At 58.8% G+C, this 20,266-nt stretch carries 23 protein-coding genes; 9 read left to right on the top strand and 14 right to left on the bottom strand.

Annotated features, from left to right (window positions below):
- The first annotated feature begins 11 nt into the window (after window positions 1-11).
- The 3 genes from ACFKSJ_RS04995 (at window position 12) to ACFKSJ_RS04985 (ending at window position 4,090) form a co-directional block, all read left to right on the top strand.
- Window positions 12-1,343 (top strand): site-2 protease family protein, encoded by a 1,332-nt coding sequence (locus ACFKSJ_RS04995; RefSeq protein ID WP_440951154.1) that lies wholly within the window; start codon window positions 12-14, stop codon window positions 1,341-1,343.
- A 367-nt stretch (window positions 1,344-1,710) separates the two neighbouring features.
- Window positions 1,711-3,543 carry a methyl-accepting chemotaxis protein gene (locus ACFKSJ_RS04990; RefSeq protein WP_440951153.1) on the top strand — a complete coding sequence of 611 codons (1,833 nt, stop codon included), beginning with the start codon at window positions 1,711-1,713 and terminating at the stop codon, window positions 3,541-3,543.
- 13 nt (window positions 3,544-3,556) lie between these two features.
- Window positions 3,557-4,090 (top strand): chemotaxis protein CheW, encoded by a 534-nt coding sequence (locus ACFKSJ_RS04985; protein WP_440951152.1) that lies wholly within the window; start codon window positions 3,557-3,559, stop codon window positions 4,088-4,090.
- Window positions 4,091-4,179: 89 nt separating this feature from the next.
- Here ACFKSJ_RS04985 and ACFKSJ_RS04980 read toward each other — a convergent pair whose 3' ends face one another.
- The 6 genes from ACFKSJ_RS04980 to ACFKSJ_RS04955 all read right to left on the bottom strand — a co-directional run bounded on the left by ACFKSJ_RS04980 (window position 4,180) and on the right by ACFKSJ_RS04955 (window position 8,842).
- The gene (locus ACFKSJ_RS04980) at window positions 4,180-5,250 is read right to left on the bottom strand and encodes an SPFH domain-containing protein (RefSeq protein ID WP_440951151.1); all 1,071 of its coding nucleotides are present in this window, start codon (window positions 5,248-5,250) and stop codon (window positions 4,180-4,182) included.
- Window positions 5,237-5,713 carry an NfeD family protein gene (locus ACFKSJ_RS04975; protein ID WP_440951150.1) on the bottom strand — a complete coding sequence of 159 codons (477 nt, stop codon included), beginning with the start codon at window positions 5,711-5,713 and terminating at the stop codon, window positions 5,237-5,239. The genes ACFKSJ_RS04980 and ACFKSJ_RS04975 overlap by 14 nt, the downstream gene beginning before the upstream one ends.
- A gap of 77 nt (window positions 5,714-5,790) precedes the next feature.
- Entirely contained in the window at window positions 5,791-7,236 is a 1,446-nt protein-coding gene (locus ACFKSJ_RS04970) for a 5'-nucleotidase C-terminal domain-containing protein (protein ID WP_440951149.1), read from the bottom strand.
- 51 nt (window positions 7,237-7,287) lie between these two features.
- Window positions 7,288-7,476, bottom strand: coding sequence for a hypothetical protein (locus tag ACFKSJ_RS04965; protein WP_440951148.1), 189 nt, complete (start codon window positions 7,474-7,476; stop codon window positions 7,288-7,290).
- A gap of 24 nt (window positions 7,477-7,500) precedes the next feature.
- Window positions 7,501-7,752, bottom strand: a complete 252-nt coding sequence (locus ACFKSJ_RS04960; RefSeq protein WP_012617645.1) for a DUF7123 family protein — start codon at window positions 7,750-7,752, stop codon at window positions 7,501-7,503.
- 58 nt (window positions 7,753-7,810) lie between these two features.
- Window positions 7,811-8,842: a phosphoribulokinase gene (locus tag ACFKSJ_RS04955; RefSeq protein WP_440951147.1), complete on the bottom strand. Its 1,032-nt coding sequence runs from the start codon at window positions 8,840-8,842 to the stop codon at window positions 7,811-7,813.
- Between the two features lie 145 nt (window positions 8,843-8,987).
- Between ACFKSJ_RS04955 and ACFKSJ_RS04950 the strand changes: the two genes are divergently transcribed.
- Both ACFKSJ_RS04950 and ACFKSJ_RS04945 read left to right on the top strand, forming a co-directional pair.
- On the top strand, window positions 8,988-9,146 hold the full coding sequence (locus ACFKSJ_RS04950; RefSeq protein WP_440951146.1) for a hypothetical protein: 159 nt from the start codon (window positions 8,988-8,990) through the stop codon (window positions 9,144-9,146).
- A gap of 43 nt (window positions 9,147-9,189) precedes the next feature.
- Window positions 9,190-9,987, top strand: a complete 798-nt coding sequence (locus ACFKSJ_RS04945; protein ID WP_440951145.1) for an alpha/beta fold hydrolase — start codon at window positions 9,190-9,192, stop codon at window positions 9,985-9,987.
- Window positions 9,988-10,017: 30 nt separating this feature from the next.
- Here the strand turns inward: ACFKSJ_RS04945 and ACFKSJ_RS04940 are convergent, their stop codons facing one another.
- Window positions 10,018-10,836, bottom strand: coding sequence for an ABC transporter ATP-binding protein (locus tag ACFKSJ_RS04940; RefSeq protein WP_440951144.1), 819 nt, complete (start codon window positions 10,834-10,836; stop codon window positions 10,018-10,020).
- A 189-nt stretch (window positions 10,837-11,025) separates the two neighbouring features.
- Here ACFKSJ_RS04940 and sixA point away from each other — a divergent pair, with 189 nt between their 5' ends.
- Together sixA and ACFKSJ_RS04930 are read left to right on the top strand one after the other, a co-directional pair.
- Window positions 11,026-11,526, top strand: a complete 501-nt coding sequence (gene sixA, locus ACFKSJ_RS04935; protein ID WP_440951143.1) for a phosphohistidine phosphatase SixA — start codon at window positions 11,026-11,028, stop codon at window positions 11,524-11,526.
- A 59-nt stretch (window positions 11,527-11,585) separates the two neighbouring features.
- On the top strand, window positions 11,586-11,987 hold the full coding sequence (locus tag ACFKSJ_RS04930; protein ID WP_440951142.1) for a hypothetical protein: 402 nt from the start codon (window positions 11,586-11,588) through the stop codon (window positions 11,985-11,987).
- 124 nt (window positions 11,988-12,111) lie between these two features.
- Here the strand turns inward: ACFKSJ_RS04930 and ACFKSJ_RS04925 are convergent, their stop codons facing one another.
- The gene (locus ACFKSJ_RS04925) at window positions 12,112-12,357 is read right to left on the bottom strand and encodes a hypothetical protein (protein WP_440951141.1); all 246 of its coding nucleotides are present in this window, start codon (window positions 12,355-12,357) and stop codon (window positions 12,112-12,114) included.
- A gap of 41 nt (window positions 12,358-12,398) precedes the next feature.
- On the bottom strand, window positions 12,399-12,716 hold the full coding sequence (locus ACFKSJ_RS04920; RefSeq protein WP_440951140.1) for a carboxymuconolactone decarboxylase family protein: 318 nt from the start codon (window positions 12,714-12,716) through the stop codon (window positions 12,399-12,401).
- Window positions 12,717-12,807: 91 nt separating this feature from the next.
- Here ACFKSJ_RS04920 and ACFKSJ_RS04915 point away from each other — a divergent pair, with 91 nt between their 5' ends.
- Window positions 12,808-13,014: a hypothetical protein gene (locus ACFKSJ_RS04915; RefSeq protein WP_440951139.1), complete on the top strand. Its 207-nt coding sequence runs from the start codon at window positions 12,808-12,810 to the stop codon at window positions 13,012-13,014.
- A gap of 28 nt (window positions 13,015-13,042) precedes the next feature.
- On the opposite strand, the gene ACFKSJ_RS04910 is transcribed toward ACFKSJ_RS04915, so the two are convergent.
- On the bottom strand, window positions 13,043-13,681 hold the full coding sequence (locus ACFKSJ_RS04910) for a hypothetical protein (RefSeq protein ID WP_440951138.1): 639 nt from the start codon (window positions 13,679-13,681) through the stop codon (window positions 13,043-13,045).
- Window positions 13,682-13,854: 173 nt separating this feature from the next.
- Between ACFKSJ_RS04910 and ACFKSJ_RS04905 the strand changes: the two genes are divergently transcribed.
- A complete protein-coding gene (locus ACFKSJ_RS04905) occupies window positions 13,855-14,055 on the top strand; it encodes a hypothetical protein (protein WP_440951137.1) in 201 nt (66 codons plus the stop codon).
- Between the two features lie 163 nt (window positions 14,056-14,218).
- Here ACFKSJ_RS04905 and ACFKSJ_RS04900 read toward each other — a convergent pair whose 3' ends face one another.
- From ACFKSJ_RS04900 to ACFKSJ_RS04885, 4 genes are all read right to left on the bottom strand, one after another.
- Window positions 14,219-14,890 (bottom strand): flavodoxin family protein, encoded by a 672-nt coding sequence (locus ACFKSJ_RS04900; protein WP_440951136.1) that lies wholly within the window; start codon window positions 14,888-14,890, stop codon window positions 14,219-14,221.
- A 60-nt stretch (window positions 14,891-14,950) separates the two neighbouring features.
- Window positions 14,951-16,939, bottom strand: a complete 1,989-nt coding sequence (locus ACFKSJ_RS04895; RefSeq protein ID WP_440951135.1) for an ATP-binding protein — start codon at window positions 16,937-16,939, stop codon at window positions 14,951-14,953.
- Window positions 16,940-17,043: 104 nt separating this feature from the next.
- The gene (locus tag ACFKSJ_RS04890; RefSeq protein ID WP_440951134.1) at window positions 17,044-19,518 is read right to left on the bottom strand and encodes a hypothetical protein; all 2,475 of its coding nucleotides are present in this window, start codon (window positions 19,516-19,518) and stop codon (window positions 17,044-17,046) included.
- A gap of 14 nt (window positions 19,519-19,532) precedes the next feature.
- Window positions 19,533-20,240, bottom strand: coding sequence for an HAD family hydrolase (locus ACFKSJ_RS04885; RefSeq protein WP_440951133.1), 708 nt, complete (start codon window positions 20,238-20,240; stop codon window positions 19,533-19,535).
- Between the last annotated feature and the right edge of the window lie 26 nt (window positions 20,241-20,266).

Raw genomic sequence — 20,266 nt, 5'->3', positions numbered from 1 at the left:
TTTCAGGGTACGTGATACTGCATAATCGCGCCTACCGCCGGCGGCGACTATTGGAATATGAAACGACAGGGGACGCTCTGGATGGCGAGGTTGATATGCCAGGGGCCGGGGGAGAAACCGGGGACTGGATCTACGATCACATCTCGTTCTACGGTCCGATCATGGCCATCCGTACCAACAAAGTCGGAATATTCGATCTCTTCGCCAGGTTCGGTCTCTTCTTTCGGATCTACGGGACGCTCGGCGTCCTGATGGTGATCCTGGTCTCGATCTTCTTCACGGTCAGCCTCTTCATCTCACTCCGGTATACGCTGACCTATAAGCCGGCTCCAACCGGTATCTATGAACCGCAGAACCTGTTCCTGATCCCTGGGGTGAACCAGTACGTCCCCGGGACGGTGGCGGTCTGGCTTGCCCTGGTGCTGACACTGGCCATCCACGAGTTCGGACACGGAGTCCTGGCCCGGGTCGAACAGATGCGTGTCCGGAGTGCCGGGCTCCTCCTCGCGGTGATTCCTATCGGTGCGTTCGTCGAGCCGAATGAACAGGATGTCGCAGAGGCGAAGGGGATGCCGAAGATCAGGATGTTCGGCGCCGGGATCACCAACAACCTGGTCTTCGGGCTGATCTGTTTCTTCCTGATGATCACACTCTTCGGGATGGCGGCCCCGACCACCGCGCCGGTGATCTCCGGCATCTACCAGGACTTCCCCGCTCATCTGGCCGGGGTGCCGCAGGACTCGATCGTGACTGCGATCAATGGAACCCCGGTGTCGACTCGCGAGCAGGTCGCGGCGTTTCTGAATGGGACGAGGTCGGGAGATCCGATCACCCTCGGTGTTCAGAAGGATGGGATCGTCTCTGTCTATCCCCTGACCCTGACCACCCGGCCCGGTACCACCAGCACTGACGGTCCCGGGTTCATGGGTGTCACGTATTATGATGCCCCCGGCCTGGTCAGCGCGGTCAAGGATTCGTTCAACCCGCTCGGGCTGCTCAGGTACCTGGTATTGCCCTTCGATCTCTCCGAAGAGGGACAGTACCTGCGTATCCTCGGCTTTGAGACCACCGATACCCGGTACTACGACGCTCCGTTCCCCGGGTTCTGGGGTCTGATCCACCTGCTCTTCTGGAGCGGCTGGATCAGCATCAACGTCGGGATCTTCAACGCCCTCCCGATGGTCCCGCTCGACGGGGGCTATATCATGCAGGAGGGTATCCGGCAGATCTCTGCCCGTTTTAGGCTTGAACGGTTCGCCTCCAGCTTCGCGGCCGGCATCAGCGCTCTGGTGATGACTGCGATGGTTGCGTTGATCGCACTTCCCTATCTGTTCCATCTCTGACTTCTAACGTGCTGGTGGACCTTCAGGACAGGGTGTTGAACAGAACCCTCCTGAAAGATCCACGGTCAGGTTCCCACGAGTGAGACCGGATATCTCACCTGGTGGGAATTCATTCTCTCTCTCTCTTTCCTGACCCCGGGGATCTGATATCAGTACCCCTCCACGGTGTTACCAAATATTCAATACTCATTGTTGAATAGATATTAACTATAACCTCAAGGGACCGGGTTGGATCCCTGCTGGTGTCAAACCACGCGGGAATACTTCAGCATACTGCTTAAAATTGAATCTCAGTGATTCTGGACGAATAGGTCCAATGAGCACACTGGGATTCCTGATGGTTAGAGATATAAGGTGAGTGTAAAAGATGACAGATCTTTCGGATTATCAGCAGATATTTGCAAAAAGCCCAATGGCTCATGTCCTTCTCGATAAGGAACTGAAGATTGTGGATGGCAATGAGAGTTATTTCCAGCTTGTCGGGTACAGCCGCGAGCGTGTCACGGGCATGCCCTTCTCCGACTACAAGACAAAGGGGATGCTCAATTATATCAGTGCGACCGGCGGTACGCTCCAGGATTCGGTCGATAAAAAGATGACGGTCAGTGGACAGACCAAGATGGGATCCCCGACCGGGGTGTACGATCTCATACGGACCTATGTTCCAATTCTCGATGAGCATGGTGACGTAAAGTATGTCTATATCGCGAATTTCGATATCACGGAGACTGTCCGGCTGGGTGAGGAAGCTGCTGATAGGGCGATATTCTACGAGTCGATTCTGGATACCATCAAGACCCCGATCACGGTTACCGACCTCGACAGCAAATGGACGTTTGTCAACAAAGCTGTTGAAGATACACTCAAAAAGCCCCGTAAGGAGCTCATAGGCAAGCACTGCAGCAACTGGGGTGCGAGTATCTGCAATACCCAGAAATGTGGTATCACCCGACTGAAGCAGGGATCCAACTCCACCGATTTCGAGCAGGCAGGCAAATTCTACACCGTCGATTGTTCGTATATCCAGAATGCAAAAGGGGAGAACGTCGGACACGTCGAAGTGGTCACCAATGTCACTGGGCTCACCAAGACGCAGAAATATGTCGAGACCGAGATCGAAGAACTGTCGAAACGGTACGAGATGATGGCTGCCGGCGATCTTACCGTTCAGTATAACCTGGCACCATCCGACGAGCATACCAGAATAATGCATGACCACCTGGAGAAACTTCAGAATGCGGTCAGTTCGACGATCGCCAGCCTGCGTAAGAATATCGGCGAGGTCAACAGGCAGATGATCGAGCTGACCTCGACAGCAGACTATGCGAACAACAGTATCCTGGACGCCAGCAAAGGGCTCCAGCAGGTGGCAAAGAATGCCGGCAATGTCTGTTCGGATGCTGAGAAGGCTGCTGACGGTGTCGAGCAGATCTCAAAGGCGATGCAGGACATGAGTGCCGCCATCGAGGAGATCACCTCGAGCATGGAATCGGTCTCCGTTCTTTCGCATGATACGAATGTTCTGTCGCAGAAGGGGGCAGAACAGGCCAGCAAGGCTGAGAAGAGCATGGTGGAGATCACGAACTCGTCGGCAAAGGTGTACGATATCGTCACCGATGTGGAGAAGCAGATGGGCGAGATATCGAAGATCGTCGTTCTCATCCGCGATCTCGCCAACCAGACCAACCTCCTTGCATTGAATGCAGCGATCGAAGCCGCCCGCGCCGGCGATGCAGGCCGCGGATTTGCCGTCGTCGCCACAGAGGTGAAATCGCTCGCCCAGGAGTCCCGGAACTCGGCAGAGCGCATCGAGGAGATGATCGGTAACCTGAAGAAGAACACCCAGCATGCCTCCCTTGCGATGGGTGAAGCGAAGGGGACGGTGGAGATGGGTTCGGAGATGGTCACCGAGACATTGCAGTCCTTCAATAAGATCGCCGCTGCCATCGACAAAGTGACAAAGAGTGTATCCGAGGTCGCCTCTGCAACTGAAGAACAGGCGGCGACAACCGAAGAGATCACAGCCAGTATCACTGAAGTCGCCCGTCTCGTCGACCAGACCGCACAGGAGGCCGGCGATGCAGCGGCGGCCACCGAAGAGTCGACCGCCTCCCTTGACGACATCACCCGGATGGTTGGAGAAGTAAATAAAGTTGCAGTCACAGCAATGGAAGCAAACAAGAGATTCAGGGTGGAGTAGGGAGTGCGGTATCATGACGGTCGAGTCAGGCGTGTCAGAGGCGCAATCCAGAACGGTCGCTCCTAACGAAAAGAAACGGGAGAGTATCCAGGTTGTCGAGTTTGTTCTGGGGAAGGAACACTATGCCATCGACCTGTTTGATGTGAAAGAGGTGGTCGAGTATACCTCGATCACCAGACTCCCCAATGTACCGGTCTATGTACAGGGGATCATCGATCTTCGGGGGGAGATCACGACCATCATCGATCTCAAGCACCGGCTCAATATCAGTGAAACCGGTATGGTTGTATCTGAAGCATCGCGGATCATTGTACTCGATGATCGGATGACACGCTCAAAGGTCGGGATCCTTGTCGACGATGTCACCTCAGTCTCGACGTTCGAGGCAGACCAGGTCGATTATACCTCGGCATCGATGAACAGGGAGGACTCCGCGATCCTGGGGATAATCAAACGAAAGGTGAAGGTCAGGGACAGGGAAACAAACGAACTGATCATCTGGATCGATATCAGGGCTTTGCTGCGCGATATCATGTCCATAATGTAATGGATCGTGAGAGCCTTCAGTGAACCGCCGATTCGCTGGCGGGGCGGAAAAAACCGCCCAGAATGGCGGTATCCTCTGGAAAAAAAGAGTTATTCTGGTGGAAAGTCCACCTTCTCTTTTGTCTTCATCTCCCCTGCTTCAGGGGTATCCGGGATGTTTTTGACGATATCCTTCAGAATCTCATTGACCTGCACTGTCTGGGGAGTCGGTCCGAGGATACTCTCATCGAGGTCTCCTGCAAAGGGCTTCTCCTCGTCGGGGAGTTCCTCGGTCGCTCCGAGGAACCGTGCGCTCTGCTTGATCAGCGACGAGATCTCGAACGGGAAGATGATCTTGGTGGCCTGCCCCTGCGCCATCTGTTTCAGCGCATCGAGTGAGAGAACGGTGATCGCACGCTTATCGAGCGGACGGGCCCCGACCGAGACGATCCGAAGCCCCTGTGCCTGCCCCTGCGCCTCCAGAATTCTGCTCTGCCGCTCCCCTTCGGCACGGAGGATCTTGGACTGCCGCTCCCCCTCGGCCTCGAGGATCATCGACTGCCGGAGCCCTTCGGCCTTGAGGATTGCAGACCGCTTTTCTCCGTCTGCACGGAGGATCGCCGCCCTCCTTTCACGCTCGGCGGAGGTCTGTTCGGTCATCGCCTGCTTGACGGCGCCGATCGGGTCCACCTCCTTGATCTCGACCCGTTCGACCTTGACCCCCCACTGGTCGGTCTCCCTGTCCAGCATGTCACGGAGGCGGGCATTGATCACGTCCCGGTTGTAGAGCACCTCGTCGAGCTCCATGTCCCCGATCACACCACGAAGGGTGGTCTGGGCCAGGGCCACGGTCGCCCCTTTATAATTTCCAACCTGGAAGAATGCTTTCTCCGGATCGATCACCCGTATGAAGACGATTGCATCCACGTTGGTCGGCGAGTTGTCCTTGGTGATCACCTCCTGCGACGGAACCTCGACGACCTGTGTCCGCAGGTCCAGTTTCTCAACCCTGGTGATCAGCGGAACGACCCATTTGAACCCCGGGTTCAGCCTTCCGATATATTTTCCAAGCCTGATCTGAAGCCCCTGCTGGAAGGGTTGAATGATCACGACCCCGCGTGCAAAGACGAAGACGATCACCGCGATCAGGATGATCGTGATCAATGTATCAAGTAGTGCCATCGTGTGTTATCTCCTTAACTATAATATGGACGCCTTCAGACCTGACGACCCTGACTCGAGTTCCAACAGGAATCGTCCCGGTCTCTGATATCGCCGACCAGGTGTTCCCCTCGATATCTACCTTGCCATCGAAGTTCACGGTGTCCACCACCCTGGTGACCACCCCGGTTCTGCCGGCGAACGAGTCTCTGCTCAGGGCCGTTGTCGGTCGCTCGTCAGGGGTGATCCTGCTGTACAGCAGTACGGTCACCACGGCCGCGGCGAGAGCTCCCACGACGCCGGCTACGATCCCCCACTCAGAATTGAAAATATCGACCCCGAGCAGGAGCAATGCTCCGAGCAGGACCATCACAGTCCCCGGGACGGTCAGAAAGAATCCCGGCGTGTAGGCCTCTGCGAGCAGTACCAGCGCACCGACCACGATCAGGATCCAGCCGAGATCGACTCCTCCGAAGAGTACCATGCCAGTTGATGGTCTTAACAGAAGATAAAGCCTGAGGATCAGGAAGGGATAGGGCGATCTTCCTTCGTGGTGGAGTCCTATACCGCGACCACGCTCCCGACAAGGGGGGCCTCCACGGGGCCTGTCCCGAGCAGATCCTCCAGGGCGGCGATCGCATCGGTGCCGGTCCCGACCCGGTCATGCCCACAGGCAGCGTTTATGGCCTGCGACGAAACATACGCGACCGTGTACTCCTGCAGGGGATCGAGCCTGCCGGTGGTGGTGAAGATCCCCTGCACCCGGTACCCGGGTGGATTCTCCAGCTTGCAGTAGACGGTCAGCCCGCTGCACCGTTTCAGATACCCGCCCATCTGCATGAACGGGTCGGACGAGAAGGTCTTCTCCAGGTTCTCCTCGAAGATGAAGCCGATCTCCGCACCGGTCAGCGACACGGTCATCACCTCCGGGTTGGTCGGAATCATGTTCCAGAGATCGTTCCTGGTGACCTGCCCTGCCGGGACCGGGGCTCCGTACCGCCAGCCGTGGGAGAAGGCGATCGTGGTGCCGGCAGCCTTCTGCACTGCAGCGAGGAGCAGGTTGTCCATCGTCGACTCGAGGATCGTCGCCCGGTTGAGCGGAGTCCTGGTGGTCCCGACGACCGCTTCGAGGTATTCACGGTACGGTCCGACGGCCTGCTCCACCAGGTCCCGGACCGATGGGTCCTGTTCGATCCCGATGATCGGGATCAGTTCGTGCCTGGCCGACCTGATGCGTCTGTCCTGCACCGAGAGGTCCAGCCGGCCGACGAACGAGCCGTGGCACCCGGACTGGCAGATCAGCGTGTGGTTGATCCTGATCGGTTCATCGAGCCGGTTGTGCGTATGACCGCTCACGATCAGATCGATCCCTTCGATCGTCTCGGCCAGCCCGATATCCTGCGGCAGCCCGAGGTGCGAGAGGAGCACGATCAGGTCCACGCGCTCCTCTGACCGGAGATCGGTGATGTACTGCGGCAGTTCCTTCCGCCCGTCGGTGAAGAAGAGCCCGGTGGAGAAGGAGGGCGGCATCCCCTTGTCGACGATGGTGGCCGCGATCCCGATCACCCCGATCTTCAGGTCTCCGACCTCCCTGACCAGGAAGGGGGGGAAGACCAGCCTCCCGCTCGAGCGCTGATAGCAGTTGATGGCCAGCACCGGGTAATCCAGGTCGAAGGAGAGGTTCCTGAACTGTTCAGGGCCGTAGGCGAACTCCCAGTGTGCGGTCATCGCGTCGACCCCGAGGGCGTTCATCACCGGAACCAGGGCCTGTCCTTTCGTCTGTACCGCAGAGTAGGTGCCATGGAACGTATCCCCCGAGTCGAGGAGCAGAACCTGCCCTTTCTTCTCATCCCGGGCCTGCTGTACCAGGGTTGCGATCGCCGCATACCCCCCTGCGACCCGGTACTCCATCCGTCCGCCAGCAGCGAAAACCTCGTAATGAGGCTCTACATACGCATGGGTATCGTTGATCTGCAGAACGGTCAGATCCCCGGAGTGGTTGTCCATATGAACCCCCCGTTACCGTCAAACTATTTAATACCCGGAGAAAAAGAAATTTTAGAGTTTTTCAACAGTGACCCGAACCCGGTCGCCGGCTACAAAACCGTGACCCTTGGGGACATCGATATTGAACCAGAGTACCGAGGGATCGTTCTGGGTATTGTCCTGCGCCATCAGGCAGTCTTTCTTCTCATTGATGTTCGCAACGAATTCCAGTGCCGAGATAATCTCTACCTTGTCAGTCATGGACTCTCCGGTTGTTCTGATCGCTTAAACGGCTTTCGGGGTGACCATCCAGGTTGTACTGTTGGAGTATGACCAACGGGTGATCGTCAGGTCATCGCAGATGTCGGCGAGGATCGCCATATTTGTCCCGACCTCCTTGGATGAGAGGCCGAGGTCCATCGCGATGTACTTTGACTTGAAGTAGTGCTTCCCCTTTGAGAGGCCTGACCGAAGGTACTGGACGATCTGGTCCTGGCTCTCATTATACCGGTCTCTGATCCGTGTGGTTGTAGACATAGATCTATCCCATTCAATACACAGTGTCTATATTTAAATGTCTGGTCTGTACCAATGTTCACCCCTGAATCTGATCCAGGTGGTGGCAGCGTTCAAGGAAGACCCGCTGGTGAATGATCCGCCAGGCCAGAATCAGCTGTACGACCTCGGTTGCGGTCACGTGGCCGCGGTTATGAAAGACGGATATCGGCCGTACCTGCGTTTGATCCTCGATCGACTGTTCAAGCCTCTCCACCATGCGAGCACTTAACTCCCCGTCGAAGATCAGTTCGCCGCTTCTTTCGGTGTTTCGCTGCTCATGGCTGAACTCGATCAGAAAGTTTCGGTCTGATAGGGAGAGGAGCGAGAAGAGGTCGATAGAGAGGTCCACGTCCTCGATCGACTGGGTGATCTTGTTCTGGGAGAGCGAGACCTGGTAGACCTTATCTTGTGTCCCACGCTCCCGGCCGTACTTGGAGAACCTGACCCTGACCACGACGTCGGCATACTGCTGCTGCGGGGCGATGAACCGCTGGTAGTCCTCCTCGCGGGGCCCCAGCTCTGCCATCACCTGCTCCCGGGTGTACCCCCGTTTGTTTATATCCCGCCGGATCTTCCATTCGATCTTGACCTCCGGGTCGGGCTCGACGAAGAGGGTGAAGTCCAGATGCTCCCGCAATGTCGGGGTGAAGAGGGTGTGGAGCCCTTCGAGGATCAGGATCTTCCCGGGACTGAACCTGATCGGGGGGTCAAACCGCCCGGTCGCGTGGTTGTACACCGGTTTTTCAATGGTATGTCCCTCTTTGAGCTCCACTAGATCATGCTCGAGCTGGTCGAGTCTGTTTGCCTCCGGGTGGAGCGGCGTGATCTGGCGCACCTTCCGTTCTTCCCGGTCATAGAGGTGATAGTCATCGAGTGTGATCGTCGTGACCAGGTCCTCCCCGAAGATGTCCCGGATCGACTGGGTGAACGTGGTCTTTCCAGAGCCACTGTCTCCTGCGACTCCGATTGTGAAGACACAGGGTGAGGATGCAATCCTGTCCTTGAAGTTGATATCCCCCGTGCCCTGGCACTGGTCTTTTTTCTCTCCAGTTCTCTCCCCTGCTGTCATAAACCGTATCTTCCCTGTTACTCGATGGTCCTCTGTATGATCATCCTCATATCTATTAAGATCATGCCCCATGCGAAACCCTTCACCCCGGGACACTCCCGAAGAGCCGGTTCTGACCGGTCGCATGGTTGTATGTCTCCCAGCAATGGTTCCTTTCCGATATCAGAAGGGTGGAATCATCATCTCCCAGAGCACCTGCCAGATCCTGGCCCTCCTCAACTGCACCATCCCCGAGACCGGCACTCCCGGAACCGGGGGACGGTTCGAGATCATCGTACCCCAGGGAACGTTCCGGAGGACCTGACAGAACAGATTGCTTATCCGATCAGAATCCAAATTCCCAGGGTATGACGCATTACCGAGCCTGGGGAAGCGTGCCGCGCTCTGTCGCCGTCATCCATGGAGGACCGGGAGCTCCCGGTGAGATGGGGCCGGTGGCCCGGGAACTCTCGGCGATCAGGGGGATCTTTGAGCCGTTTCAGGCAGCGACCTCGGTCCCCGGGCAGGTCGGTGAGCTTGCGATACAACTTGTGGAACAGACCTCCCTCCCGGTAGTCCTGGTCGGCTTCTCATGGGGAGCGATGCTCTCCATCCTCTATGCCGCAAAATACCCGTCCTCCGTGGAAAAACTGGTATTGATCGGCTCCGGACCGCTCGATCCGGCATATGCTGGCGCGATCATGGAGACCCGCCTGGGAAGGCTCCCCAACGAGGAGAGGAGCGAGGTCTTTGCTCTGATGAAAGACCTGAACGACCCGTCGGTTCAGGTCTCCCCGGTCGATCTTGCCCGTTTCGGGGATCTTATGGCTCTGGCCGATTCGGTCGACCCGCTGCCGGCAGAGCCCTCAGGTTTCGATCTCATGCCTGCAGTCCACCGGCAGGTCTGGGAAGAGGCGGCGACCCTCCGGGCATCGGGGTACTTCCTTGAGAAGGTCAGGTCGCTCACCTGCCCGGTGGTGGTCTTCCATGGTGCCTGCGATCCCCACCCGGTCCAGGGAGTGGTTGAACCGCTCACAAGAGCCGGCATCGACCTCCGCGTTCATCTCCTCCCGGCGTGCGGACATATCCCCTGGATGGAGCGGCAGGCGCGGGATCTGTTCTTCGATCTGCTGAAGCGTGAGATTCTCAATACCAGTCAATGCTGACTGGCTATCCTGGTCCCGGTCCACCCCTCTTCAGTACCCGGCTACGTAGTAGTACCCGCCCTCTTCGCGGATCTTCGCCGGAACCGAGAAGAGTTCGCCGATCTGCTGGTCGGTGAGGACCGCCTCCTTCGGGCCGTCCCGGTACACTCCTCCATTCCGGATCATGATCACCCGCGAGATCTCGGGGATGATATCTGAGAGGGTGTGGGTGACCATGATGATCGCGGTGCCGGTACTGGCGACCTTGCGAAGGGTGCCCCGGAAGGTGTGGAGGGCATGCAGGTCCAGGCTGTTCGTCGGTTCGTCGAGGATCAGCACCTCGGGGTCATGGACCAGCGCCCGGCCGATCAGAAGCCTTCTGGCCTCGCCTGATGAGATCCCGGTCATCAACCGGTCCAGCAGGTGAGGGATCTCAAGGAACGCAGCGATCTCCTCTGTTCGCTCCACCATCGCCGGCGTCACATCGTGGTTGAAGAGGCCGACACTGCTGAAGAACCCGGAGAGGATCACCTCCCTTCCGGACATCTCCCGGGCAAAGGCCTGCTGCAGATCGCTCGAGACGATCCCGAGATGGGACCGGAGATCAAAGACATTCCATCGGTCCTTCCCCCAGATCCTGCAGGTATACCCCTCCTTCTGGAAGGCAGGGTGATACTCCCGGGTGATGGTCTTGATCAGTGACGATTTTCCGGATCCGTTCGGCCCCAGTATCGCAACGTTCTCCCCTGCCTGGATCGTCATCGAGATCGAGTCGAGGATCTTCTTTCTTTCGGTGAATACGGTGACATTCTCAAACTCCAGGAACGGTGGCGGGGTCTGGGATTCATGAGATCGGGTGGTGTTGGTCAATTGGTATCCCTATTCCTGTTATATGAGGTTCTTTTCATCCTTACAGTCCTTCTGGTCAACCCTCTCTTGAAGTACCCCGGACCCTATCCGCCATCCCTGCACCGCATCAGAAGTCGCGACCGATCCCTGGGGCGGTTGAAAACGGAAGTCTCAGTGCGATTTTTATAGGAAGAAGGGATTTGAGTGTTCATGGATCTCTTCATTCTCAGACATGGGGAGGCGGAGCCCCGCGCTGCTGGTACCGTTGATGTCGATCGTGCGCTCACCAGCCACGGCCGGGAGGAGATCAGGCGGATCGCGGCGTGGGCCCGGTCTGCAGGTTATTCATTCGACCTGATCGCGACCAGCCCGTTGAAGCGGGCCGAGGAGACGGCGGAGATCGTCGCCTCCTCCCCTGGTGAGAAGAAGAAGGAGAAGGTCGAAGTCTGGCCGTCGCTTGCTCCTGATGGTGATCGGGATGCCCTTGTCGAGGAGATCAGCCGCCAGAGCGGGATCGAGTCCCTGTTGCTCGTGGGGCATGAACCCCTCCTCTCAACCTTCATCAGCCGGGTGGTCGCAGGAGATGATCGTGCTTCGATCCTGCTTGCCAAGGGTGGTATGGCCAGAATCAAGAATGTCACCGCCTCGGAAGGGCTTACCGGGGATCTCCACTGGCTGATCACACCCCGGCAGGTCAGGATGTTCAGATGATACCGGAAATGTCCAAGATATTATAAACCTGACCACTGAACATGTCAGACTGAACGTCCATGAAAAGAAAGAATCTGGATCAGATCGAGGGGGCGACGCCCGAAGAGAAGCTGGCACACCTTGGCGTGAATATCGGGGACCAGGTGGATATCAGGGACCTGAATATCCTGCATGACCGGTACGGGGTCCAGGTGGTTCTGTACTTCGAGGAGGACCTGGTCAGGAAGGGCCGGTATGAGCAGGACCTTGCAGAGCACGCCCATGTGCCGGTCTATGAACGGCCGTTTATCGAGGTCGGCACATTCCTCGGGTTCGCCGGAGAGTCGGATCCGACGTTTGCCCAGCGGCTGATCGATTTTCCCCTGCTGATCCAGGTGATCGGGATCGGGCAGCTCTCTGATCGGGAGAAGACTCCGTACCTGACCGGGCTGATGCCGTTCGTCGACGAGATCGAATGGTGAGGGATCGAAAGGTAGTTGAAAAATCGCAGGAAGACCGCTGGTTTTGGTTGTGGCCTTACCGGCCTATCCACAAAGAAGAGGAGTGCTGGCCCTGACCTGGCAGACGTCCCCGGGTGAGATGGGATCAGAGCTTCCGCTGGTGACCCTCGACCCCTGACCCACTCTCCCGCATCATCTTCAACTCGGCATCGGTGTGATGGGCCCGGATTCTCACATCTGTATAGACCCGGTGCAATCTCTCTTTTGGTTCATTGTTCATTGCTTGCTCCGGCCGCCCTGACCCGGCGCCCCCGACATCGCTCTTTGCCCTCTCCGGAGTGGGGTCGACTTTGCGGCGGACCCTGACCGCATGACTGTCCTTATCGGTCATGATGGGGCGTAGTAACTCCTGATAGAATTTAATACTGATCCTCAGCACGGATCAGTTCCTTCCCAGTCCTCGATCGCTGCAGGGAGCGAGAGGAGGACCGGGCCGAGGCCGGCGAGGTGCAGGTTCATCACGACAGCACCGATCACCGCCTCCCTCCCGGCCCCGACGCCCCTGGCCATCGCTGCGTGGTGCCGGACCCCGACCGGGTTCTTCTGAACGGTCTGGATCGCGATATTGATCAACTGTTTGGTCACCGGGTCGAGTGCGTCTGATGCGGCCTGTGCCTGGACGAGGGCTCCATAAGCCCCGGCGATGGTCGGACATTCCTTCAAAAATAGTTCGAATGGATTGCTCGTCATTGAAGGGAGTGGAACCTCTGGAGAGATAGATATTCTCCATTGCTTGTGATGTGCATACCATTATCAGGGGATAGATGGATTATGGAGCGTTATGGCAGCAGATGACCAGCATACGACAGCAGAGAAGAAACGGCGCGGAGAGGTTCCCGGGACTGCAAAGAACCCTGACGAACACTTTCACGGTCTCAACCCCGACGGGACCGTGATGGACCGTGACGACTCGGACGAGATGAAGGAAGGGACCCCGCAGCCCTGGACGCCGGCACCCGGGCGAGAACTGAGGGGCAGGAGGAGTTGAATCCTCTGAGGTGACCGGGGGATCTCTGTCACCAGGGCAGGAAAACCGGCAGGAGCCGGAGAAATCCGGTGGCAACGGCCAGCGTACCTGCTGCAGCGATCGTGAATCCGATCATCATCAACAGGACGGATCGTCCCCGATCCCAGCCGACCAGCCATGCGATGGGAGGGCAGATCAGCACTCCGAGGATCACCATACCCGGTACAAGTCCGTAGATCCCATAGTTCTGCAGTGTTTTTGAACGGTTATACCGCTGCTGGACCTTTTCGAGGATGTTGCTGACCCCTGGAGACTCTGCATCCAGGGTATCTAGCAGGGTGAAGATCAGCAGGACCATTCCAAGGGCGACTGAACAGACCAGTACGAGCACCACGCCCGGGGGGAGACCCATGGCGACCCCGGCCACCGGGGCGCCGGATTCGATCAGCAACGTCGAACCGATCAGCGCGAGCAGGTGATCAGCCCTGACTCCTGGCAGCAGTGAAAGCAGGGATGGCACCCCGATCAGCGCCACCAGTGCACAGGTGCCCTCGACAACTCGCTGTCCTTTCGAGGGCCTGATGTGTCTGACGAGAACCACCCCCTGTTCCCGGGTCTGATCCTGTGACTGAACCTGCTCCATCACCAGAGATCTGATGACAGGACAGTTCTCTGTTTCTGTTATCATCTGAACGACCTCCTCGATGAAATGTCAGATCACTTTCACTCCTCAGGATTGGTGTCTCTTATACTCACAGCGCACTATGGTAGAGTACTGGTCTGGGGGATGTATGTGAAGATGCAAAGGCTGATAGGTTTACAGCGGAAGATGAAGATCCAGATCAGGAGTCAGCGGTAATCATGCAGCAGTTCTTCTCGATCAGTCAGCTTGCCCAGGTGATGCACACCGATGAGCCATCCGTACGGATGCTGTTGAGCAGCAGTATTCTGCGCGCGGAACGATACGGGAACGGTTATCTTGTCGATACCGATGAGTTCGCCAGGTTCGGGATCATCAGCGCTTCTGAAAAAACGAGAAAATCCCGCCACAGGTCTTTCTGAACAGACGTCCTGAAGAGAAGGGACGCGGCAATCCCGACTCTGCTCAGCACAGCGACTGCAGGTGCGTGCCCTGCATCGCCCTATGATGAATCAGGGGGATTCTACGCACCCCTGCTATCTCAAATCATGGACCCCAGTCCTCAATTGGTTTTTTAATCCCTGGTCAGTGCAGTAACAGGTCCAGTTCCTTCCAGTATTCGTACTCGTGCACCCAGACATCCTTGTTCGCCGAGACCAGCGCACAGAAGTACTCCCTGTTCTTCGCCAGGATCTCCTCCTGCTCAGGGTAGTGTCTGCTGGTCCTGATGGAGTCTACCAGGGTGACTCCGAGCGCTGCAGCCTCAAGCGTTGCCCCGTTCAGCGCATCCGGGTCCCGACCAAGGGCAACCCCGACCCCCCCGATGGTGATCGAACCGAGCATGTTCAGCACCCGCTGCATATAGGCGATCACCTCGTCATGGCCGCCGCCCCCGGTGGTCGTGACCGCAACGCTGTATACCCCGTTCAGCATCTGGCAGTGGATCGCATCCGCCATCCGGTCGATCAGGGTCTTGAGCTGGGCGGTGACACTCATAATATAGACCGGCGAACCGAGCACGATCCCGTCAGCATCGAGAATTTTCTGGTAGATCTCCTCAAAGTCATCGGCAAGCAGGCACTCCCCCTGCGCGTAGCAGACACCGCACCCGGTACAGTACTTCAGATCATAGGCACTGACATCGATCAGTTCGGTCTCTGCGCCGGCCTCAGTTGCCCCGTCCAGAACTGCCTGGATAAGCCGCCGGGTTCTGCTCTGATCGCCACGCGGACTTCCGTTGATTCCGATAATCTTCATTGTTTATGTCTCCTGATAGGGAGATACCGCGCAGATCAGGTAAATAGATGTCGAAGTTGACTATCCACGACAGGGATCGTAACGATGGTTGGGGTGCTCTATGATGCTGGGGATGGTAAAACAGAAGGTCGAACCACTGCCCGGTACCGAGGTGACCCAGATCCGCCCGTGGTGCCGTTCAATGATCCGCTGGCAGATCGCCAGCCCGATTCCGGTCCCGGGATACTCAGCGCGAGAGTGAAGCCGCTGGAACATCTGGAAGATCCGCTGATAGAACTCGGGATCGATCCCGATCCCATTGTCCTGCACAGAGAAGACCACCCAGCCGGCCTTATCTTCTGCAGAGATATGGATCTCTGGAGCAACCTGGGGATTTCGGAACGTGAGTGCATTGTCGAGAAGGTTCGAAAAGACCTGGACCAGTTGCGGGAGATCGGCCCTGACCATCGGGAGGGGGTCGTGGGTGATCGTGGCACCGGTCTCCTCGATCTTCAGGGCCAGGTGCCTGAGTGCCGTGGCCAGCGCCTCTTCGGCACTCCCTGGCCTGAGAGGCCGGCCGCGACTCGTCACCCGTGAATATGCGAGCAGGTCGTTGATCTGCTGCTGCATCCTGTTCGCTCCTTCGACCGCATACCCGATGAACAACTGGGCATCCGGGTCAAGCTGCTCCCGGTACTTCCGCTCGAGCAGCTGCAGGTAACTGGCCACCATCCTGAGAGGTTCCTGCAGGTCGTGCGAGGCGATGTATGCAAACTGCTGCAGGTCCTGATTGGAGTGGGCCAGGTCATCGAGTGTCCTCCTGAGTTCCCCTTCGACCTGCTTCTGAGCGGTGATGTCGGCCATCACCACCACACATCCCGGCGCTTCCCCGGGTTCCCCGATCACCGGCGCGACACTGAGCAACAACGAAAAGAGTGTCGCATCCGTTCTCCTGAAGAGCACCTCCATACCCTTCACCCGCAGGCCGGCACAGGAGATCCTGGTCGGTGAGAACGGAACCTCCCCGTCCCCAGTCACCTGGAAGAGTGGAAAGGCCGTATCAAACGGTGCCAGAAGCGGGTTGGCCCCCGCCATCTCCACCGCTGCAGTGTTGGCTCTGATGATCACCTTTTCAGCATCGGTCACGACGATCGGATCCGCGGCCTGTTCGAGGATCGAGTGGGCCAGATGTTCGGAACGGAGGAGTGCTTTGTTCTGTATCCGGGTGGTCAGGTCGGTCACCACGATGCAGATCCCGGTGATCCCCTCGGCTGCAAACGGGCTGAGCGAGAGATGGACCGGGACCATCTTTCCACGAGTGCTGACCAGATGCAGGTCTCCTGAACACTGCACATCAGCACCGGCCACCAGGAGTGCTTCATAGAGGAGGCGATCATGGAAACAGATCCAATCATTAAAGCGTGAACCGGGGATGGTCTCCATCGGCGCTTCGACGATCGAGGCGAAACGCCGGTTGCAGTAGAGGGCCGCTCCGGCCCGGTCGATGGTGACCATCCCCTCGTTCATCATCTCGACAAGGGTCCTGTAGGGACTCTCTGCCCCGGTCCGGGTGAAGATCCGATCCCCATCAGGGGTCGGGACGACGATCGCGTCCACCTCGCCGGTCCGGATCTCGGCCCGGTTCATCTCCGTCTCCCGCAGCAGTTCTCCGGGTTCAGAGGTCCACGGTTCAGCAGAAGGACCAGGACCGTCCTGCTCGTGCACGGACTGCCCCTCCAGAAGGCCGAGACCGGAAAGTACCTTCTGGGAATCCGACAGGTCACCGACAAATCGTTGCACTGGAGCCGGCTCTTTCCTGACGAGTGTCGGAGTCATGACGATCTGTTCGTCCCGGGTGAGTTCATGGTGCTGGGAGATGTCGATCACCTCCAGGGTGTACCGTCCCGCCAGGTGCTCCTCACCAATGCGCCTGATATTCTGGATTGCCCGGGCAGACTGCGGGGTCGCCCCTGATACATACAATTTGAGCAGGTACTTTCCGTTGCTCTGCTCCATCAGGCTGGCCCCCATGCCGGCATCTGATCGGGGGCGCAGATCCAGCCCGGGCATCCGGGTAAAAAATGATCCGATGGCATCTCCGGCGCTCCGGACATATATCCCTGATTATGCATGGGTTCATATAAATAGGTGACAGCCCTGGGGAGAGACCAGGGCTACCTCTTCAGCACCGAGGCCTCGATCTCCGACAACCCGTACAGGGTGCGAATACACCAGTCGACCCGTTCGATCAGCGGTCCGACCAGCGAAGCCGGTGCGGACTGGGTGTACAGGCCGAGCAGCCGGCTGACCAGTGTGACGACCTGATCGTGCAGACCCTGCTCGATGGGATCGTAGCAATCGGGCACCCTGACCCTGACCCTGGAGACGAGGTCGGCGTTCAGCAGCAGGTCTCCTTCCGGATGCTGGCACCGTAGTAAACCGGCCCCGATGGACGAGTTCAGCAGCCCGAGCAGAAAGAGATCGGTGGTGATCAGCGCCACCGTCCCGACGCCGGGGACGCAGGTGCCATCCAGATCGAAGGTGCAGGCACCGGTCCTGGTCGAACAGAGGATCTTCTGTCCCTGGCAGAATCGGGGATCCTGAACGCTGCCTGCAACGAGCACCCCACCCCGCCGCAGCTGCCGGTCGACCCGCTCTGGAAGGGGTCTGCCTGGATCGGGGATGCAGTATCCCTCCCTGGCCGGCGGGGCGTACGGTCGGTCGACGACGACCACCGGTCTGCAGAGCGGACGGGTCCGCCGGTCCCATCGGATCAACTGCCTGCGCAGGCCGGCCGGGAACTGATTGGCCACAGCCGTCCCGTCCACGATCCCCCCGAGGAGGAGGTCATCGAGCGGCCGGCCTTCAGCAGCGAGCCGTTCGATCAGTACTGTGTACCGCCGGTCCTCGATCACCCATCCCTGCCTGGAGAGGTCTGCCACCGGGACCTGGTGGGCCATTCTGACGAGCGCAGCGGCAGGGTCGGGTGGGATCGCACCCTGCAGGACGGTCGCAGCAAAGGCCGGTGCCGGTTCCCCCGGACCCACCTGGAGCAGGCAGAGACGGTTATCAGTTCCCATCAGGGTCAGAGCCGGGATCTCTGCGACCAGGTACAGCCTCTGTCCGGCGAGCCACGCCCGGAAGAGGTCGGACCGGTCCCCGCGGAGCCAGCGATCGGAGAAGAGGATCGTGATGGCACCTCTCATAGCCATCATGGGCATCATCTGCTCGACCAGGCAGATGGACCGGTCGCCCCCGGTCTGGAAGGTGGTATAATGGCCGGGGAGGTAGGTGTCCTCCCCTGGAAGCAGACGGGTTCTGGCCGCTGGAACCGATGTCAGCACGGCATCGAATCCCCGGTCTGGCTGTGGAAAGGTGGACCAGTCGAATGGTGCAAGCCTGCGCAGACGGCGTCCGGTGAGGAGGCAGGCGACCGGGTCCCTGGAGAAGTCAGGACCAACCAGCGGATTTCCCCGTAGGATCACCGGGGTCACCCCGGGCTCCGCAGAGAGAGGTGGACGGTCCAGGGCGGTCAGCACCAGCAGCAGCACCGCGACCTCGGCCTGGCACGGGTCCTGCTCGACCCCGGAGAGGATGGAGAGCACCTCCGCCGGCGTAAGAGAGGAGGAGAGGAGGAGCCGGCAGGCCGCAATCAGCAGCCTCCCGGTTCCACAGCAGGGGTCCACGACCCGGAGTGCCGCCGCCTCCTGCCGGGATCTACCCTCGAGGAGCGGAAGGAGGGCGACCTCTGCGACCGCCCGAAGCATCCGGTCGGGAACCTCCGCAGCACCGTCGACCGTGGTGATCAACCGGTTCGGCTGTTCTGTCATCCTTGAGCCGTCAGCGACGAGGAGGGACCGGAGGACCGCATCAAAGGCCACCGCCACGGACTCGGGGCTGACCATCCCGAAGGAGACCGGGCAGGCCGAGCCGGCAAGCTCCCGCATCACCGCCACGACAGCCGCGTCACCCGGCCAGAACGGCGGAGTGACCCGGGCAGGATCGATGAATGGTGCCGCCTGGGAGAGAAGGTGCTGCAGAAGATCCGTCCCATCCTTCTCTGAGGAGGCGGTAAACCGGATGGGATATCCCCGCTCGTGCAGCATCCAGAGGAGAAGGAGGAGATTGACCGTTCGCTTCACCGAGAGGTTCAGGTCCTCGTCTGATATGAAGTGGTGCTCCCGGCAGAGGCTCCGTCCGAGGACCAGCCGCCAGCCGGCGATCAGATCCCCGAGCACTGCAGTCAACCCTGACCTCATATCTCGGGCCGGCCATCCCGACGGGGAGAGACAGGAGACCAGTTCCCGCCACCGTGCCGCGTACTCTTCTGCAAAACAGTGTATCGGTGCAGGGGGTGGCGCACCCGGCAGGGGAGGAGAGCCGAGGTCATAGATCTCCAGGCGGGCAAAGTCGGTCACCACCGCAACAGACATCTCGGCAGAGAAGGCGTCCCGAACCAGGCGCTCGACAGCTCCGGGCAGGGCCTGCTCCCCCTCGTCAAGGACCAGCACCGGGTATGACGGGACACCGTCAGCCCATCCAAGTACAGAAAAGAGCGGCACCAGGTACTGTTCCCTGATCAGATCAGCCGGACGCAGAGCACCGGGATCCTGATCCGCATAAAACGTTCTGACCAGCGAGGCAGGCATATCCGGACACATCCTCAGAACTGATGAACTGTGGCGGGGTCTCGTGGGAAGAGTTCGAGGATCTGGTTCAGCCTCTCGAGCACCAGGTCGGGGGTACAGGCAGGGGATGGGAACGGGCTCTGGTCGCCATAGGCTGCGTAGGCCGTGACCAGGCCGAGTTCTGTGCATGGGAGGATGTCCCTGCGCAGACTGTCCCCGACCATCAGGGCCTCGGCAGCGTTCACCTGGAGCCGGTCAAGCGCAGAGAGAAACTGGCAGTGAGACGGCTTATGCGATCCGGTCAGGTCAGGGGTTACGATCACCGGAAAGAACCCCTCCAGCCCGGCCTGTTTGAGTCGACCTCTGGCATGTTCGCTGTCGGCGTCGGTCACCAGGGCAAGGGGAATACCAAGGGTCCGGAGCGCTTCAAGCGTCGACCGGGTATCGCTGTACGGGGTGATCGCTTCGAGTTTTCGCGCTTCGTACAGCGCGGCACAGGTCCGGTAGACCTCCTGGTCGGCATGACCGACATCGACAAGGTAGTCCCATATGTTCTGGACGCTCTCGAACCCATGGTCCGGACGGAGAAAGTAGCGGAAGAGGACGGCAGGGTCCTGGTGATGGCCGAGCATCGAGAGGACCGCGCTGCATCCCACCCTCTGGGCGTGCATAAAGTCGAACAGCGTGTTGTCCATGTCGAAGATGGCAGCCCTGATAGGGGTCTGCTGTTCTGGTATACTCATCGAAGACCTCTGTATTGAGTATACAT

This window comes from Methanosphaerula subterraneus, assembly GCF_052055875.1.
Lineage (GTDB): Archaea > Halobacteriota > Methanomicrobia > Methanomicrobiales > Methanospirillaceae > Methanosphaerula > Methanosphaerula subterraneus.
Note: the sequence above shows the minus strand (reverse complement) of the source record. Positions and strands in the feature narration are given on the sequence as shown.